The sequence below is a fragment of the Natrononativus sp. DTA114 genome, from assembly GCF_059736515.1.
Genome location: NZ_JCASSN010000001.1, coordinates 586,498 through 603,312, shown reverse-complemented (window position 1 = coordinate 603,312; position 16,815 = coordinate 586,498). Strand labels below are relative to the sequence as shown.

15 protein-coding genes are annotated in these 16,815 nt (G+C 66.2%); 12 read left to right on the top strand and 3 right to left on the bottom strand.

The window, feature by feature from the left end; translation table 11 throughout:
- Positions 1-46 precede the first annotated feature (46 nt).
- The 3 genes from AC6I6S_RS03140 to tuf all read left to right on the top strand — a co-directional run bounded on the left by AC6I6S_RS03140 (position 47) and on the right by tuf (position 2,816).
- A complete protein-coding gene (locus AC6I6S_RS03140) occupies positions 47-955 on the top strand; it encodes an RsmB/NOP family class I SAM-dependent RNA methyltransferase (protein ID WP_497948273.1) in 909 nt (302 codons plus the stop codon).
- Complete coding sequence (locus AC6I6S_RS03135) at positions 955-1,458, top strand: DUF7122 family protein (protein ID WP_497948272.1); 504 nt, start codon at positions 955-957, stop codon at positions 1,456-1,458. Before AC6I6S_RS03140 ends, AC6I6S_RS03135 begins: the two co-directional genes overlap by 1 nt.
- Before the next feature lie 92 nt (positions 1,459-1,550).
- Positions 1,551-2,816 carry a translation elongation factor EF-1 subunit alpha gene (gene tuf / locus AC6I6S_RS03130; protein WP_497948271.1) on the top strand — a complete coding sequence of 422 codons (1,266 nt, stop codon included), beginning with the start codon at positions 1,551-1,553 and terminating at the stop codon, positions 2,814-2,816.
- A gap of 31 nt (positions 2,817-2,847) precedes the next feature.
- Here the strand turns inward: tuf and AC6I6S_RS03125 are convergent, their stop codons facing one another.
- Entirely contained in the window at positions 2,848-4,398 is a 1,551-nt protein-coding gene (locus AC6I6S_RS03125; protein ID WP_497948270.1) for a DUF790 family protein, read from the bottom strand.
- 131 nt (positions 4,399-4,529) lie between these two features.
- Here AC6I6S_RS03125 and AC6I6S_RS03120 point away from each other — a divergent pair, with 131 nt between their 5' ends.
- Positions 4,530-4,895: a sensory rhodopsin transducer gene (locus tag AC6I6S_RS03120; RefSeq protein WP_497948269.1), complete on the top strand. Its 366-nt coding sequence runs from the start codon at positions 4,530-4,532 to the stop codon at positions 4,893-4,895.
- A gap of 144 nt (positions 4,896-5,039) precedes the next feature.
- Here AC6I6S_RS03120 and AC6I6S_RS03115 read toward each other — a convergent pair whose 3' ends face one another.
- Positions 5,040-6,530: a DEAD/DEAH box helicase gene (locus AC6I6S_RS03115; protein WP_497949290.1), complete on the bottom strand. Its 1,491-nt coding sequence runs from the start codon at positions 6,528-6,530 to the stop codon at positions 5,040-5,042.
- A 75-nt stretch (positions 6,531-6,605) separates the two neighbouring features.
- Here AC6I6S_RS03115 and AC6I6S_RS03110 point away from each other — a divergent pair, with 75 nt between their 5' ends.
- The 8 genes from AC6I6S_RS03110 to AC6I6S_RS03075 all read left to right on the top strand — a co-directional run bounded on the left by AC6I6S_RS03110 (position 6,606) and on the right by AC6I6S_RS03075 (position 15,081).
- Positions 6,606-7,493 carry a nucleotide exchange factor GrpE gene (locus tag AC6I6S_RS03110; RefSeq protein ID WP_497948268.1) on the top strand — a complete coding sequence of 296 codons (888 nt, stop codon included), beginning with the start codon at positions 6,606-6,608 and terminating at the stop codon, positions 7,491-7,493.
- A gap of 148 nt (positions 7,494-7,641) precedes the next feature.
- On the top strand, positions 7,642-9,513 hold the full coding sequence (gene dnaK, locus AC6I6S_RS03105) for a molecular chaperone DnaK (protein WP_497948267.1): 1,872 nt from the start codon (positions 7,642-7,644) through the stop codon (positions 9,511-9,513).
- A 144-nt stretch (positions 9,514-9,657) separates the two neighbouring features.
- Positions 9,658-10,803 (top strand): molecular chaperone DnaJ, encoded by a 1,146-nt coding sequence (gene dnaJ, locus AC6I6S_RS03100; RefSeq protein ID WP_497948266.1) that lies wholly within the window; start codon positions 9,658-9,660, stop codon positions 10,801-10,803.
- A gap of 42 nt (positions 10,804-10,845) precedes the next feature.
- Positions 10,846-11,586, top strand: coding sequence for a hypothetical protein (locus AC6I6S_RS03095; protein ID WP_497948265.1), 741 nt, complete (start codon positions 10,846-10,848; stop codon positions 11,584-11,586).
- 111 nt (positions 11,587-11,697) lie between these two features.
- Positions 11,698-11,973 carry a ubiquitin-like small modifier protein 1 gene (locus AC6I6S_RS03090; protein WP_497948264.1) on the top strand — a complete coding sequence of 92 codons (276 nt, stop codon included), beginning with the start codon at positions 11,698-11,700 and terminating at the stop codon, positions 11,971-11,973.
- Positions 11,974-12,173: 200 nt separating this feature from the next.
- Positions 12,174-13,127: a DUF6612 family protein gene (locus AC6I6S_RS03085; protein ID WP_497948263.1), complete on the top strand. Its 954-nt coding sequence runs from the start codon at positions 12,174-12,176 to the stop codon at positions 13,125-13,127.
- A gap of 243 nt (positions 13,128-13,370) precedes the next feature.
- A complete protein-coding gene (locus AC6I6S_RS03080) occupies positions 13,371-14,711 on the top strand; it encodes a metallophosphoesterase (RefSeq protein ID WP_497948262.1) in 1,341 nt (446 codons plus the stop codon).
- Positions 14,712-14,775: 64 nt separating this feature from the next.
- On the top strand, positions 14,776-15,081 hold the full coding sequence (locus AC6I6S_RS03075) for a hypothetical protein (protein ID WP_497948261.1): 306 nt from the start codon (positions 14,776-14,778) through the stop codon (positions 15,079-15,081).
- Positions 15,082-15,121: 40 nt separating this feature from the next.
- On the opposite strand, the gene AC6I6S_RS03070 is transcribed toward AC6I6S_RS03075, so the two are convergent.
- Positions 15,122-16,789, bottom strand: coding sequence for an aldehyde ferredoxin oxidoreductase C-terminal domain-containing protein (locus AC6I6S_RS03070; RefSeq protein ID WP_497948260.1), 1,668 nt, complete (start codon positions 16,787-16,789; stop codon positions 15,122-15,124).
- Positions 16,790-16,815 lie beyond the last annotated feature (26 nt).

The window sequence follows — 16,815 nt, the reverse complement described above, 5'->3', positions numbered from 1 at the left end:
GACCGCTTCGAAACCCACAAACGCCGGCTCCCCGAACCCGACTCCAATGGAACCACTCGAGCGGTATCGACCGATCATCGACGACTTCGAGGCGTTTCTCGACGCCTGCGAGCGGCCGCTGGGGAACGTCGTCCGCGTGAACACGATCAAGGCGACTCCCGAGCGAGCGACCGCGACGCTCGAGGAGGAGGGCGTCGACTACGAGCAGGCCGACTGGAACCCGCGCGTACTGGAACTCGAGACGGATTCGCCGGGATCGACCTGGGCGTCGTACCTCGGATTCACGCACGGCCAGGAGGAGGTGTCGGCGGTCCCGGCGGGCGTTCTCGACCCCCAGCCCGGGGACTGCGTCTGGGACGCCTGTGCCGCCCCCGGCGGAAAGACGACCCAGCTTTCGGCGCTGATGGACGATCGGGGAACGGTCGTCGCCAACGACAGCAACCTCGGGCGGCTGTCGGCGCTGCGGTTCAACGCCGAGCGACTGGGCGCGACGAGCGTCGCCGTCACCCACCAGGACGCCCGGAATTACTCGCTGAAACCGCTCGAGATCGACGCCTTCGACCGGGCGCTCGTCGACGCCCCCTGTTCCTGCGAGGGGACGATCCGGAAGAACCCCGACGCGCTCGACGAGTGGACCGAGGACCACGTCCACTCCGTCGCGGGCATCCAGAAGGGCATTCTCCGGCGAGCGATCCAGACCACCCGCGAGGGCGGGACGGTGGTGTACTCGACGTGCACGTTCGCTCCCGAGGAGAACGAGGCCGTCGTCCAGCACGCCCTCGACCGGGAGGACTGTCGGGTCGTCGAGTTCGATCTGGGCCTCGAGTGCGCCCCCGGCGTCACCGAGTGGGGGGATGAGGCGTACGACGAATGCCTCTCGAAGACCGCCCGGATCTACCCCCACCACAACGATACTGGCGGCTTTTTCGTGGCGAAACTCGAGGTGACCGCCTGATGGCCGAGAACGTCGGTCAGCGGTTCGATCGCCTGCCGGAGACGGCCGCCGAGCGCGCCGTCAAGGGCCGGGCGAGCCGCGAGGAGGTCGTGGACTACTTCGCGGACCGGTTCGACATTCCGCCGGAGACGTTCGACGGTCACACCTTCTGGGAGAAGGGGGCGGGCAAAATCTGGGTGTACGCCGGCGAGGCACCCTCGCCCGCCGAAGTTGAGGCGCTGGGCATGACCTGTCTCCGGACCCGACAGGAGCACTGGAAACCCACGACCGACGTCGCCCAGCGTTTCGGCCGCGAGGCGACGTCGTGCGTCATCGAGTTGAACCGCGAGCGGGCCGCCCGGTTCGTCGCCGGCGAGGACCAGGACCTCGAGTGGGACGGTGACTGGGGCTACCTGATCGCCGCCCGTGAGGTGGCCGGCGAGCGCGAACCGCTGGGCGTCGGCCTCTACGTTCACGGCGAACTCCGGTCGATGGTGCCGAAGGGGAGACAGCGCGACCTCTAGAAACCGCCGTCTCACTTCCCTTCTGAACGGTTTTTCCTGTAACTCCCCCTCCCCCTTTTGTTCTGTACTAGCATACCATACGTGGGATCACTATGGCAGACAAACCGCACCAGAACCTGGCGATCATCGGCCACGTCGACCACGGGAAGTCCACGCTGGTCGGCCGACTCCTGTTCGAGACCGGGAGCGTGCCCGAACACGTCATCGAACAGCATCGCGAGGAGGCCGCCGAAAAGGGGAAAGGCGGCTTCGAGTTCGCCTACGTGATGGACAACTTAGCCGAGGAGCGCGAGCGGGGGCTGACGATCGACATCGCCCACCAGGAGTTCGACACCGACCAGTACTACTTCACGGTCGTCGACACGCCCGGCCACCGCGACTTCGTGAAGAACATGATCACCGGCGCAAGCCAGGCGGACAACGCCGTGCTCGTCGTCGCCGCCGACGACGGCGTCGCACCGCAGACCCAGGAACACGTGTTCCTGGCGCGAACCCTGGGAATCGGCGAACTCATCGTCGCCGTCAACAAGATGGACGTCGTCGACTACGACGAGGACCGCTACCGCGAGGTCGTCAGCGAGGTCAAGAGCCTGCTCGATCAGGTCCGGTTCAGCACCGACGACGCCTCGTTCATCCCGATCTCGGCGTTCGAGGGCGACAACATCGCCTCTCACTCCGATAACACGCCGTGGTTCGACGGGCCGACGATCCTCGAGGCGCTGAACAACCTCCCCGAAACCGAGCCGCCGACGGATGCGCCGCTACGGCTGCCGATCCAGGACGTCTACACGATTTCCGGGATCGGGACCGTCCCCGTTGGCCGCGTCGAAACGGGGGTGATGGAAATCGGCGACAGCGTCTCCTTCCAGCCCAGCGACGTCGGCGGCGAGGTGAAGACGATCGAGATGCACCACGAGGAGATCCCGCGGGCCGAACCCGGCGACAACGTCGGCTTCAACGTCCGCGGCATCGGGAAGGACGACACCCGCCGGGGCGACGTCTGCGGCCCCGCCGACGACCCGCCGACGGTCGCCGAAACGTTCCAGGCCCAGATCGTCGTCATGCAACACCCGAGCGTGATCACGGCGGGCTACACGCCGGTGTTCCACGCTCACACGGCCCAGGTCGCGTGTACGATCGAGTCGCTCGACCAGAAACTCGACGCCTCGAGCGGCGAGGTCAAAGAGGAGAACCCGGACTACATCCAGGCCGGCGACGCCGCCGTCGTCACGCTGCGGCCACAGAAGCCGCTGAGCATCGAACCCTCGAGCGAGATTCCCGAACTCGGCAGCTTCGCCATCCGCGACATGGGACAGACGGTCGCGGCGGGGCGGGTGCTCTCCGTCAACGAGAAGTGAGCCGGCGTCCCACGGCCGGTTCGCGGCGCCCCTACCGCTTCTCGATCGTGCCGCCGGAGAGTCCCTCCCAGGCGACGCGGTAGCCGAGCCGCGAGAGTATCGCGCTCGAGTCGCTCACCCCTCGTTCGTCCAGGATTTCCTCCGCCTCGGCGAGCGACTGACCGGATTCGATCGCGTCCTCGAGTTCAGCGAGCACCGACGGTCGGATCAGCGTTCGACCCACGAGTTCGTGGTCGGGAAACGCCACGCCCTCGAGGGCGTCCTCGCTGACGCCGTGATCGGCGGCGAGTGTCTCGAGCGTGACGACGTCCGCTTTCGGCGCGAGTTCCTCTGGCAAGGCGAGCGCGCTCTCGGCCACCAGGTTCCGCTCGTACTCCCGGAGGACGTCTCGAACGTCCTTGATCCGGACCGAGCCCGCGTAGGGAATCGCTCGGTGGTCGCGGGCGTCGATCTCCGCACCGACCCCCAGCGATTCGTCGACGGCCACGATCATGTCGACGTCCTCCAGCTCCGCGAGCTGCCCGAGCTTCTTCTCGACGTACTCGGGCGTCCAGAAGCCCATGATCTCGAAGTAGACCCGGAACTCGACGTGGCCTCCGTCGGACGACTCCGACGAGGCCCTGCGGGCAGCGCCCGCAGGACGATAATCGAACGCGAAGTCGGGTATCATCACGCGCGTTCCCGTCGCCAGCGGTTCGGGTTCGCGCACCAGGTCCCACTCGAGGTCGAGCGCCGAGAACCGCGCCGCGAAGTCGGCCTCGACGGCGCTATCGAAGGAGACCTCGGCGACCGGCTCGGCGTCGGGAACGGCGACGGGGTCCTCGTGGCAGAGGGTCAGGGTCCGTTCGGTGCCCCGATCGTCGATCGTCGCCTCGAGGCGCCACTCCTCGGCTTTCGCGACCGTCCGCAGCAGACGGGCAAAGCGGGTGCCGTAGCGGCGCGTGGCGCGAAAGAGTCGCGTCGGTCCGGTCACGATCACCTCGCGATCGCCGTCGGTCTTCCGGATCTCGTACATCAGCCGCAGGCGCTTGACCGCGGAGACGAGCGCCTTCGGGTCCGACGAGCGCACCCGCACCTCCGTCGCGTCGAACAGCGACGTCTGGGCCAGCGAGAGGTTGTACTGGGCGACGAGTTCGTCGGGACCCCACCGCGAGTCGACCTCGGCGAGCACCTGTCGCTCCTCGAGATCCGCGTACAGCGACGCCTCGAGGTCGTCGGCCGACACCCCGAGCGATTCGCCGGCACGCACCAGCGCCATCGCTCGCTCGTCCGCTCCCACGACGCCGACCGCCTCGGCGGCCTCGAACGCCGCCTTCCGGGCGCGGGCGGGATCGACTGCGGCCCGCGTCTCGAAGGTCGCCTCGCGCTCGAGCAAGGCGGCGAACCCCCGGGCGAGTTTGAAGTGGTCCGCGTCGGGCTCGAGGTCGGCGAGGGCGGCCTCGAGACGTTCGCGGGGCTCGTTGACGTGGCCCTGGAACGTGCCGATCACCCGCGCCGCCAGCGGGCGCTGCTCGCGGCCGGCGAACTGCGGGTGGTAGCCGCCGCCCGCGCGGGAGACCCGCAGCAGATCCTTCGTCAGCATCTATACCTGGTCGGGACGGAGACGCCAAAAACCGTCCGACTCGCGGGCGGGTACCGGCTGAATCGGCTCCGCTTGAGGGTACAAGCCGATGTGTTATCCGCGTGTTCGTGGGACGATACCCGAGTGAGCCGATGACCGGAAAGCACACCTGGGCCATCCCCGAGGGCTACATCCCCGAAGAGAGCACCGGCCCCGAACCCGAGATGACCAGCCACGAGACGCTGTGCGTGCTGAACGCCGGCGACGAGGAGGCGCACCTCGAGATCACCGTCTACTTCTCCGACCGCGAACCGATCGGACCCTACGAGAAGACGGTGCCCGCCGAACGAACCGCACACTTCCGGTTCAACGAGTTCGAGGATCCCGAGGAGATCCCGAAAGGCGAGGACTTCGCCAGCGTGATCGGATCGGACGTGCCGGTCGTCTGCCAGCACACCCGTCTGGACTCCCGGCAGGCCGAGAACGCGCTGCTCTCGACGATCGCCTACGGGGAGTAATGACTGGGTGATTTCGGGGCAACGACGGACGGTTTCGCCGTAGTCGACGTCAGGGGGGACGACCGGCAGTGCCAGCAGTCGGACGACCACCTGCTCGACTCGAGTCGGTCGGGACGTTTCTACGGTCGGGTTGGCTCTGACGGCTCACTCGCGGCGGCGCTCGGCCGTTCGCTCCTCTGCGGTTTCGCTCGAGACGACCTCGTAGAGGATCGCCCGACCGCCGTCGGCTTTCGGTCGCAGGATCCGCCCCAGGCGCTGGGTGAACTCCCGCTCGCTGCCGCTACCCGAGAGCACGACCGCGACGCTCGCGTCGGGGACGTCGACCCCCTCGTCGAGGACGTTCGAGGTTCCGATCCGGGTGTAGGTCCCTTCGCGGAACCGGTTCAGGATCTCCCGGCGCTCGGCAGCACCGGTCTGGTGGGTGATCGTCGGGACCAGAAACCGCTCGCTAACGTCGTAGGCGAGGTCGTTGTGGGCGGTGAAGACGATGGTTCGCTCGCCGCGGTGGTCCGCGAGGATCCCCTCGAGTGCCTCGAGTTTAGCCCGACTGCCGTAAGTAATCTCGCGGGCGCGCTGGCGGGCGAGCAACGCCTCGCGGGCGGCGGGGTCCGAGCCCGAGCGCTTGACGAGTTCCTGGTAGTCCGAGCCGCTCTGCATGCTGATGCTCGAGCGGGCCAGGTAGTTCGCGAACACCTCCTGGTTCTCCTCGTATTCCGCGCGCTCGTTGGGGGTGAGGTCGACCTCGAGTCGCTTGACGTCGTAGCTCGCGAGGTGGTCGCCCGCCAGCTCGTCGACGTCGACGCGGTGGACGAGCGGGCCGACGATCTCCTCGATCACCTCGTGGGCGCCGTCGGGGCGCTCGAAGGTCGCGGTGAGACCCAGTCGGGCGGGTGCGGCGAGCAGCCGGGCGATCTCGCGGTAGCCCTCGCCGCCGAGGTGGTGAACCTCGTCGAAGACGACCAGGCCGAAGCGGTCACCCACGGAATCGGCCTTCAGGTACGCCGAGTCGTACGTCGACACCGTGAGCGCCTCGAGTCGCTGCTCGCCGCCGCCGAACTGGCCCACCGGAACCGAAAACTCCCGCTCGAGTTCGCGGCGCCACTGTTCGAGGAGATCGATCGTCGGAACGACGACCAGCGTCGGCACCGACAGGCGCTCGATCGCCTTCAGCGCGATCACCGTCTTGCCGCTGCCTGTCGGGAGTTCGAGGACGCCGGCGGGGGCGGCCTCGAGCGGGCGGTCGCCGCTCCAGGCGGACACATCAGCGGCGGCCCACCGATCCGTCGCGAGCCAGTCGCCGAGCGCCGCCCGCTGGTACTCTCGGAGTTCGTAGGCCGACTCGAGTTCGGGGAGGGAGTCGAGAGACAGCACCCTGTCGTCGACGGTATGGGGTCCTCGAGCCAGCGCGACCCGCAGCGGCGCGTACCGGAACGCGGGCGCTCGTCCCGTCTCGGAGCGGGGATCGAACTCGAGACCCAGCGTCCCGTCCATTGTCGTCTCGAGTTCGCTCTCGAGCGTAGCGAGCGTCCGTTCCGGACCGTCGACGCGGATCGTCCCGTCTTCGTAGCTGAGCGCGAGCGAGTCCGGATCGGGCGGTCGTGGAGCCACATGGGATGATCGGCCAGTAGGACATATAGTTCCCGCGCAACCGCCGTGGGGGACGGCGGGCGGACCTCAACCCTTTTATTACCGCTGTTCCTTGACAGGCATATGAGCGAAGACGAGGGCATGAACGCGACCGGGGATGTCCCGTCAGGGAAGGAACCCGACGAGGAGGCCGAGCGGACGTCTGAGAACGACCCTGAGGCGGAGATCACCCCGGAGACGAGCGACGACGTCCAGGACGTTCTGGATCGGGTCGCCGCGTACGACGACGAGCTCGCTCGCGAGGTGGGCTCGATCGCCGAGAGCGCACAGGAGACTGTCGCCCACCAGCGGGCGGAACTCGAGGACCTGCGCGAGCGCGTCGACGCCCAGGCCGAGACGATCGAGGCGCTCCAGGGGGAACTCGAGGCGCGCGAGCAGACCCTTGCCGAGCGCGACGAGGAGGTCGATGAGCTGAAATCGACGGTCAAACGCACGCAGGCAGACTTCCAGAACTACAAGAAGCGAGCCAAGAAGCGCCAGGACCAACTCGAGGAGCGAGCGACGGAGGATCTCGTCTCGCGGCTGGTCGGCGTCCGGGACAACCTGAAGCGCGCCCTCGAAGAGGAGAGCGACGACGTCGAGAGCCTGCGCGAGGGTGTCGAAATGACGATGCGGGAGTTCGACCGCGTCCTGGACGACGAGAACGTCGACGAGATCGATCCGGAGCCGGGAGCGAACGTCGACCCGCAGCGCCACGAGGTGATGGTCCAGGTCGACAGCCACCAGCCCGAGGGAACGGTCGCCGACGTCTTCACGCCGGGCTACGAGATGGGTGGGAAGGTCATCCAGAACGCCCAGGTGACGGTGAGCAACGGCGAACTCGAAGCGGAGTCGGAGGCGGACGAGCACGCCGACGAGGAGGATGCAGATCCGGCGGTCGAACTGGGTGGGAACGTCCCCGAAGACGAGACGGCCGACGGAGCCGAAGAGTCCACCTCGAGCGACGAGTAACTCCTCACCGGATGCGGTGTTCGAACGGTTGTTTTCAGGACGCTTAGCCGCCGAGTGACAACATTCTCGGTAGCCGGTCGTAGATTTTATTCGCCGGCTCGCGTGGTGTAGCAACCTTTAAAACAAAGTGCGCACAAGTGGATCCCAGATGGCTAGTAACAAGATTCTCGGTATTGACCTCGGGACGACGAACAGTGCGTTCGCGGTCATGGAGGGTGGTGACCCGGAGATCATCGTGAACGCAGAGGGTGATCGGACGACACCCTCCGTCGTCGCCTTTACCGACGACGAGGAGCGTCTCGTCGGCAAACCGGCGAAGAACCAGGCGATTCAGAACCCGGAGAAGACGATCGCCTCGATCAAGCGCCACATGGGCGAAGACGACTACACCGTCGAGATCGAGGGCGAGGAGTACACGCCCCAGCAGATCTCGGCGATGATCCTCCAGAAGATCAAACGCGACGCCGAGGAGTACCTCGGCGACGACGTCGAGAAGGCCGTGATCACGGTGCCGGCGTACTTCTCCGACCGCCAGCGCCAGGCGACCAAGGACGCCGGCGAGATCGCCGGCTTCGAGGTCGAGCGCATCATCAACGAGCCGACGGCGGCGTCGATGGCCTACGGCCTCGACGACGACTCGGATCAGACCGTCCTGGTCTACGACCTGGGCGGTGGTACCTTCGACGTCTCCATCCTCGACCTCGGTGGCGGCGTCTACGAGGTCGTCGCGACCAACGGGGACAACGACCTCGGCGGTGACGACTGGGACCACGCGATCATCGACTACCTCGCGGAGGAGTTCGAGGCCGACCACGGGATGGACCTCCGTGAGGATCGTCAGGCTCTCCAGCGACTCAAGGACGCGGCCGAGGAGGCCAAGATCGAGCTCTCGAGCCGAAAGGAGACGGAGATCAACCTCCCCTTCATCACGGCGACCGACGACGGCCCGATCCACCTAGAGGAGAGCCTGACTCGCGCGAAGTTCGAGTCGCTCACCAGCGACCTGATCGACCGCACCGTCGAGCCGACCGAGCAGGCCCTCGAGGACGCGGGCTACGAGAAGGGCGACATCGACGAGGTGCTGCTCGTCGGCGGCTCGACCCGGATGCCCCAGGTCGCAGAGAAAGTCGAGGAGCTCATCGGCGAGCCGCCACAGAAGAACGTCAACCCGGACGAGGCCGTCGCGCTGGGCGCGGCGATCCAGGGCGGCGTGCTCGGCGGCGAGGTCGACGACATCGTTCTGCTCGACGTGACGCCGCTCTCGCTCGGTATCGAGGTCAAAGGCGGCCTCTTCGAGCGACTCATCGAGAAGAACACGACGATTCCCACCGAGGAGAGCAAGATCTTCACCACCGCCGCGGACAACCAGACCTCGGTGCAGGTCCGGGTGTTCCAGGGCGAGCGCGAACTCGCCGAGAAAAACGAGATGCTCGGCGAGTTCCACCTGACCGGTATTCCGCCGTCTCCCGCCGGAACGCCGCAGATCGAGGTCTCGTTCTCTATCGACGAGAACGGTATCGTCAACGTGAGCGCGGAGGACAAGGGCACCGGGACGAGCGAGGAGATCACGATCGAGGGCGGCGCCGGCCTCTCCGACGCCGAGATCGACAAGATGCAGGCCGAGGCCGAAGAACACGCCGAAGAGGACAAGCAGCGCCGCGAGCGCATCGAAGCCCGCAACACCGCCGAGGCGACGATCCAGCGGGCCGAAACCCTGCTCGAGGAGAACGACGAGCAGGTCGACGACGACCTCCGGGCGAGCATCGACGACGCGGTCGAGGAGCTCGAGGAGACGATCGACGACACCGACGCGGGCGCCGAAGAGATCGAAGCCGCGACCGAGAGCCTGAGCAAGGAGCTTCAGGAGATCGGCAAGCAGATCTACCAGCAGCAGGAAGCGGCCGCCGGTGCCGGTGGCGGCGGAATGGGCGGCGGTCCGAACCCCGGCCCCGACGCGGACGAGGGCGAGGAGTTCGTCGACGCCGACTTCGAAGATGTCGAAGACGACGACGAGGACTGAAAGGACGAGTCGAAGTCGATTCGAGTCGATCGCCTCGAGCTCGGTCCCTCGAGCGAACCGCCGCGACCGACTCGAGAAGCGCAGTTCGGCGGGCACGCAGAACGGTCGTTTCAAGTGTCTCAACCGAGTATCGGTGGGTAACGAATGAGCGAGGACTTCTACGACGTACTCGGCGTGAGTTCCGACGCCTCCGCCGACGAGATCAAACAGGCCTACCGGACCAAGGCGACGGAGTACCATCCGGACGTCAGCGACGATCCGGACGCCGAGGAGAAGTTCAAGAAGATCCAGAAGGCCAAACAGGTGCTGACCGACGAGGAGAAACGGCAGGCCTACGATCGGATGGGTCACGACCGGTTCGAGCAGGCCGAAAAGCACGGGTTCGACGCCGGTGGCGCGGGCGGCGACCCGTTCGGCGGGATGGGCGGTGGCGGGATGGGCGGCGGTCTCGGCGACCTCTTCGAGCAGGTGTTCGGCGGCGGGATGGGCGGCCAGGGCCGAAACCGCCCCCGGAAAGGCCGGGATATGCGCACGGCCGTCGAGGTCGACCTCGAGGAGGCGTTCTCCGGCGCGAAAAAGCAGTTTACCGTGACCCGCCCGGAAGCCTGCGAGAGCTGTAACGGCGAGGGCCACCCGCCCGACGCCGACGCCAGTTCCTGTCCGGACTGTCAGGGACGCGGCCAGGTGACGCAGGTCCAGCAGACCCCACTCGGGCGGGTCCAGCAGACGACGACCTGCCCGCGGTGTGAGGGCGAGGGGACGCTCTACTCGGAGACCTGTTCGGACTGCCGTGGCGAGGGATACACTCGCGAGGAGGCGACGCTCACCGTCGAAATTCCGGCGGGTATCCGAGACGGGCAGACCCTGCGGATGGAGCGGGAGGGTGCACCGAGTCCCAACGGCGGCCCCAACGGCGACCTGCTGATCGACGTCGGCGTCCGCGAGCACGAGACGTTCGAACGCGAGGGCGACGACCTCAGGTACAGATTACCGATCTCGTTCCCGCAGGCGACCTTCGGCGACACCGTCGAGGTGCCGACTATCGAGGGCGCCGTCGAGTTCGAGGTTCCGAAAGCAACCCAGAGCGGCGAAACCTTCCGCCTCGAGGGGAAAGGGATGCCGCGACTCCAGCGTCGCGGGCAGGGTGACCTCTACGTGCAGGTTCAGGTGGTCACCCCCGACAGCCTGAACGAGGAACAGCGGGACGCCCTCGAGGCGTTCGCCGAGGCCGGCGGCGAGGAGATCGAGGTCAACGAAGGCTTCTTCGAGAAGATCAAGCGGACGTTCTGACCGAATCAGCGATCTTTTCCCGGGTGGGACGAAAGCACCGCTATGGACACCGTCGGGGACCTCTTCGCCCGCGACCGGCGGAGCGATGCGCCCGCACTCCGCGATTCGACGGGTCGCGAGTACGACTACCACTGGCTCTGTACGTCTACCTGGAAGACCGGTAACTTCCTCCGCCACTCGGGCGTTCGCCGCGGCGTCACCGTCGGCATCGTCGGCGACGGGCCGCTGGCGCTCCTCTCGTTTTTCGGGACGGCGCTGCTCGAGGGCACGACCCGGTTCGAGCCGCCGCGAAACGACGAGGCGGCGCGTGACCTCCGCGCGATCGTTGCGCCCGTCGAGGACCTCGAGTCCTACACGCTCGCACCGGGCGCCCAGCGAATCGGCTACGGCGAACAACCCGATGATCCCGGGGTTCACCACCTCGAGGCCAGCCTCTGGAGCGAGAACCCGTCGTTCCCGCCGCTCGAGATCGACCCGGAAACGGCGCTGCTGACCGACGGCGACCGGACGTACAGCCACGGCGCAGTGATCCGGGCCGCTCGCGAGGTCGGGTCCGAGTTCGGCCTCGAGTCCGGTGATCGGGTGCGGGTCGCGGCGCCGCTGTCGGATCCGCGGGCGGTCGCGGCCGGCGTCGTCGCCCCGCTGCTCGCCGGAGCCGTCGTCGAACTGCCGGGTGACGCCGGGACGGACCCCGCTCTCACGGTCGTGACCGACGGGGACGACCCCACCGCGGAGCCGACTGGCAGCCGGCTTGTCTGTGCCGACATCGACCTCGAACGGTGACCGAGTCGGAGGTTCGAGGTCGATCGTTGCTCGAAACCGGCTCTGTGCCGTGAAGCCGAAACCGGGTACGCAACCGTCGAATACAAGAGTCGACGCTCGATAGAGTACTGCGTGCAACTCGAGTGCGTGTTCTTCGGCCCGTTCCGCGAGGATCTCGGCGAAAAGACCGTCCGTCTCGACACCGATGCGGACACCGTCGGCGAACTCCTGGCGGAGCTCGAAACGACCTACCCCGCCCTCGAGGGCCGACTCGTCGACGGCGACGATCTCGCCGGGAAGACGGTCGTCACGAAGAACAAGACCGACGTGCGCCACCTCGAGGGACTCGAGACGCCTCTCGAGACGAGCGATGTGCTTCGACTCGTTCCGTCCGTCTACGGCGGGTAGACGACCTCGCGAGCACTCGTGTGTAGGCAACTTGGGAGTTCGACCCAACTCCTGACTCGGCGAGTCGCCAGGCAACCGTGCGCTTAAATAGATTTTTTAACATCTATTGTCTGAGCTAGCATTACATATAATTTTAATAATTGTATGTCGGTTTGCATACTGATAAATATGTGATCATGAACTGTCAGCATGCGGTAGACATGACACAGACGAAATCATTGCTTACTGGCCTGCTCGTATTGGTCGTCGCGGTCGGCGTCGTTTCCGCCGGCACCGTCGGTGGTGTCGCCGTCGCCGAGAACGACACGTCGGCCGACCACCCCGACGCGGACCTCGAGTCGTACGCCTACGACGTCGAGAGCGAACTAACGATGAGCGTCACGAGCGAGGGTGAAACCCTCGAAACCGAGACGGCGATCGACCGCTCCGGTGCAGTCGACGTCGCGAACGATCGGATGAGTGACCATCAGACGGTCACAACCAACTTCGACGGCGTCGAGAGCGAACACGGGGTGTCGACGTACTACGTCGACGACACCATCTACACGAACGATGCCCTCGGTGCGGACTCCGACTGGGTGTCGATCGACGCGGACGACGAGACGTTCGACCACCAGCACCCCCTCGACCAGCAACTCACGATCGCCGCCGCCGCTGACGCCGAGGTCGTCGGCCACGAAGAGCACGACGGCACCGACGTGACCGTCGTCGAGTTCACGCCTGACGCAGCCGAGTACTGGGCGCTGATCGAAGACGAGTACGACGCAGCGTCCAACGGCGCTGAGGACGAGGCGATGACCGACGACGAACTGCTCGAGGAACTCGAGGAGGACCTCGACGTCACGGTCACGATGTGGATCGACGAGGAGACCGAACTGCCGGTGAAGACCGTCACCGAGATCGAACTCTGTCTCACGTTCGACGAGGCCGACGACGTGCCGACATCCGGTCAGATCGTACTGACCGGCACGGAAACGGTCACCTTCGACTACGACGAGGACGTCTCGGTCGACCTCCCCGAGGAGGCGGCTGATGCGACGGACCTCGAGGACCACCTCGATGAGATCGGCGACGAAGACGCCGAGGTCGACGACACTGAGGACACCGAGTTCGAGAACGACACCGAGGACGCTGCGGTCGACGCCGACTGCTAACGCCTCCTGAACTGTCGGCGCCGTCACCAGTCCCCCACCGACCGGCGCCGGACGGATCACCCCTGCTCGGGGGACCGAACTCCGAGCGATCACTACCCGTGATCGTCGTTGCCGAATCGCCACGCCACGTACTCCGTACCCGACTCGCTCGTTCACGTGCCGCTCACCCGCCGATAACGTCACGGTGAAACGAGCACGCGGAGAAGAGAATCCTTTTTGCGCGAGAGACGCGCATCTGTGACGATGGGCACTGACACCGATGACCGGGTCTACTACGTCGTAAGCGACCTGCACATCGGCGGCGACGAGCAACTCGAGGAGGTCGACTTTCTCGAGGAACTGTTCACCTTTCTGGAGCGCCTCGAGCGGACCGACGAGAACGCCGAACTGATCATCAACGGCGACGCGTTCGGCCTCTGGGAGTTCACGACCGTCGAGGGGATCGAGAAGTTCGACGTGCTCGAGGAGACCTACCCGGAGCTGTTCGAACAGTTCCGGGCGACCGGCGAGAACGTTCCGATCACGCTGTTGCCGGGCAACCACGACCACGAACTCGCCGCCTACGACGAGTACGTCGAGCGCTTCGCCGACTACAATATCGATCTCGTCACCGACCAGTCGATCAGTCGACGGGTCGGCGATCAGGCGATTCACTTCGAGCACGGCCACCAGCAGGATCCGAACAACCGGATCGAAGACTGGGGGAACCCCCACGCGACGCCGCTTGGCTACTACTACAACACCCTCGTCACCAGCCGAGCGGGTCAACTTTCGGATCGGGGGCGGTACAACTGGTTGAAGGACGTCCAGGCGGTCACCCCGACCGAACGGATGCCCGTCTGGTTGCTCTCAAAGTACTTCTACCGGGAGATGAACCCGCTGTTGCGCTACTCGCTGGTTCCGTTCCTGTTGCTGTTCAACGTGAGCGCTATCCTGGCCGTACTCGCAGGGCTGGATCTGGTAGGGATCTGGTCGGCCCCCGTCGACCGGACGACGGCGTTCCTCGGACAGTTCGGGACGGCCGGAACGGCGGCCTGGTTCTTCCTCGCGATCAACGTGGCCGTCGCCGGCCTGCTGTTGCTCGTCGGCATCCCGCTGTACTTCATCCGGCGGGACGTCAGGAAGACCGTCGACCGCTTCGGCGTGTTCGAAACCGACCTCACGGTCGACGCGGAAACGCCGTACGTCGAGGCCGCCCGCGAGATCTTCGCCGAGGAACCCGAGACGACGATCTTCTGTTACGGACACACGCACCGACCGACCATCCGGGAGGTCGACGGTGGGGTCCTCGTGAACAGCGGGACGTGGCTCAAGCGCCTCCACCGGCGGGACGGGATCACCGGCATACTGCCGCCGGTGTTCTACCCGTCCTACCAGCTCGCAGCCGTTCGCATCGCGCCCGAACCGGAGGGTGTCGCCGTCGAGTACGAGCGGTTCGCGAAGCCGAGCCCCGCTACCGAAGAACTCACGCGCACCGAGCGGTTCTTCACCGTCGGCCGGGAGCCGGAGCCGGAACTACCCGACCGCCACGTTCTCGAGTCGAAACCCGAGACAGCGGTTTCCGTCCCCGAACAGGCCAAGTGACTGGCGGCGTTCGCGATCGCTGCAACCCGCACCGCTTTGGGGCTCTGTCGTACACCCAGAGAGTATGACGCAGTTTACCACGGAACTGCTCGCGGAGATCGATCGAACGACACAGGAGACGTTCGACCTCGGAACCCAGAAGGCGGCCAAGCGAAAGGAAGGATCGAGACGGAACGCCTACGAGAAGGGCGTCCGCGAGGTTCGCGATATCGCCGGCAAGGAGCCCGCTCGAGAACTGGCCGAGTGGATTCAGGCGGAGATCCGAACCAAGGAACGGTTTCCGTCCGCCCGCAGCGTTCGCAAGCGGAGCGCCAGGATCTGCCGGGAGCACGGCCACGAGGTGTCGACCGGAAGCTGGCTCGGCGCCTGAGGAGAACGTGGGCTGTTCTGCACCGGGATACCGACGAGCCTCAGTCCGCAGACGACGACGCCGACCGGACCGCGTCGTCGGGTACCGTTCCGTCGTCGTTCCAGCCGCGGGCCTCGTAGTACTCGCCGATGGCGTCCTCGAGGTCCGGCAGTTCGTAGGGGAGGCCGTCCTCCTCGCTATCGAAGCCGCGCCGATTGTTGAAGTGACGCTCGCGTTCGACGGTTCTGGCGCCGACGGCCATCAGTTCCTCGTAGTCGGCGTCGAACAGCTGGGCGAGGCGCTCGTCGGTGACGTAGTCGCCGCCGAAGGCACAGACCACGCCCGAGTCACGGAAGGCGGCGTAGTTCTCCTGGTCGACCAGGGTTTCGGCTTTGCCGAGGGTGCCCTCGGGGTCGAGTTCGCCGCTGTACTCGAGGCTCAGCATGCTCGCGTACATGTGGTCCCCGCCGCGGTTCGCCACGGCGTAGGAGAGCCCCTGGCCGTGGAGCACGCGGCCGTCGTGGGCGGCGAACTCGACGCCCTTGACGGTGTAGTCATCGACGCCCAGTTCCTCGTGAGAGCGGTGGACGCCCTCGGCGAGCGTGTCGCCGATCCCCTCGCGGTAGGCGATTTTCTCGGTGATCTCGTGGGCCAGATCGGCGTCGCCGAAGGCATCTTCGCTCTTGAGATAGGCCGCGACAGCGACGCCCGCGGAGATGGTGTCCATCCCCAGGGTGTCACACAGCTCGTTCGACTTCATCACGTCGACGATGTCGCCGACGCCCTGGAGGGAGCCGAAGGCGTACACCGTCTCGAACTCCGGCCCCTCCGTCTCGATACCTTCCTCCTCGTCCCTGGTGGGGAGCTTGCAGGCGTAGGCACACGCCGAGCAGGCGCCTTTCTTGTACTTCTTCTCCTCGACGGCGTTGCCGCCGATTCCCGCCGCGTGTTCGAACTCGTACTCCTCGAAGTATCTCGTCGGCAGGGAGAAGTTGTCGTTGATGAACTCCGTTCCCCCGGTGGTTCCCTGGCGTTTCATCCGGTCGTCGGACTGGGCGGCCTCCCGGTGAACGTCCATCTCCGGCGGGTTCGGGATGTCGACGGTCGGCGGGGAATCACCCGAGAACGTGACGCACTTGACGTTCTTCGAGCCCAGCACCGCGCCGAGGCCGCCGCGGCCAAAGGCCCGCGAATCGAAGGTCATCACGCTCGCGAAGCGAACGAGGTTCTCGCCGGCCGGCCCGATCGCGATGCAGTTCTCGGCGTCGAGGTCGTGGTGCTCGGCCACGTACTCGGACGTTTCGGGAACGGTGGCCTCCTCGAGTTCCGGCACCGCTTCGAACTCGACACCCTCGTCGGTCACGTGGATGGCGAGCAACTCGTCGCTTTCTCCCACGACCTCGAGGACGCTGATGCCGGTCTCAGCGAAGTTTCTCGAGAGGTAGCCGCCGGCGTTGGTCGACGCCAGCCCGTCCGAAAGCGGCGAGAGGGCGGTCATGTTCATCCGCCCGGTAAAGGACATCTGCGACAGTTGAAGCGGACCCGTCGAGAGGTACGCCCGGTTCTCGGGGCCGAACGGGTCGGCGTCGAACGGGATTCGATCGTGGGCGAGCGCGGTCGCGAGCGCGCGGCCGCCGACGGTGCGCTCGAGGGTGTCGTTGATCTCGATTCTCTCGGCCGTTCGCTCGCCGACGTCGACGGTGAGCAGGGGGCCTTCGGCGTGAAGCATGGGAAGGAGTTACGGACACAGCTCCT

Coding starts and splice junctions, on each gene's coding strand:
- AC6I6S_RS03095 (WP_497948265.1), top strand. CDS start 10,846: ATGGACACCGTCGGGGACCTCTTCGCCCGCGACCGGCGGAGCGATGCG.
- AC6I6S_RS03110 (WP_497948268.1), top strand. CDS start 6,606: ATGAGCGAAGACGAGGGCATGAACGCGACCGGGGATGTCCCGTCAGGG.
- AC6I6S_RS03125 (WP_497948270.1), bottom strand. CDS start 4,398: ATGCTGACGAAGGATCTGCTGCGGGTCTCCCGCGCGGGCGGCGGCTAC.
- AC6I6S_RS03075 (WP_497948261.1), top strand. CDS start 14,776: ATGACGCAGTTTACCACGGAACTGCTCGCGGAGATCGATCGAACGACA.
- AC6I6S_RS03120 (WP_497948269.1), top strand. CDS start 4,530: ATGACCGGAAAGCACACCTGGGCCATCCCCGAGGGCTACATCCCCGAA.
- AC6I6S_RS03135 (WP_497948272.1), top strand. CDS start 955: ATGGCCGAGAACGTCGGTCAGCGGTTCGATCGCCTGCCGGAGACGGCC.
- AC6I6S_RS03140 (WP_497948273.1), top strand. CDS start 47: ATGGAACCACTCGAGCGGTATCGACCGATCATCGACGACTTCGAGGCG.
- AC6I6S_RS03085 (WP_497948263.1), top strand. CDS start 12,174: ATGACACAGACGAAATCATTGCTTACTGGCCTGCTCGTATTGGTCGTC.
- AC6I6S_RS03070 (WP_497948260.1), bottom strand. CDS start 16,789: ATGCTTCACGCCGAAGGCCCCCTGCTCACCGTCGACGTCGGCGAGCGA.
- AC6I6S_RS03080 (WP_497948262.1), top strand. CDS start 13,371: ATGGGCACTGACACCGATGACCGGGTCTACTACGTCGTAAGCGACCTG.
- tuf (WP_497948271.1), top strand. CDS start 1,551: ATGGCAGACAAACCGCACCAGAACCTGGCGATCATCGGCCACGTCGAC.
- dnaK (WP_497948267.1), top strand. CDS start 7,642: ATGGCTAGTAACAAGATTCTCGGTATTGACCTCGGGACGACGAACAGT.
- dnaJ (WP_497948266.1), top strand. CDS start 9,658: ATGAGCGAGGACTTCTACGACGTACTCGGCGTGAGTTCCGACGCCTCC.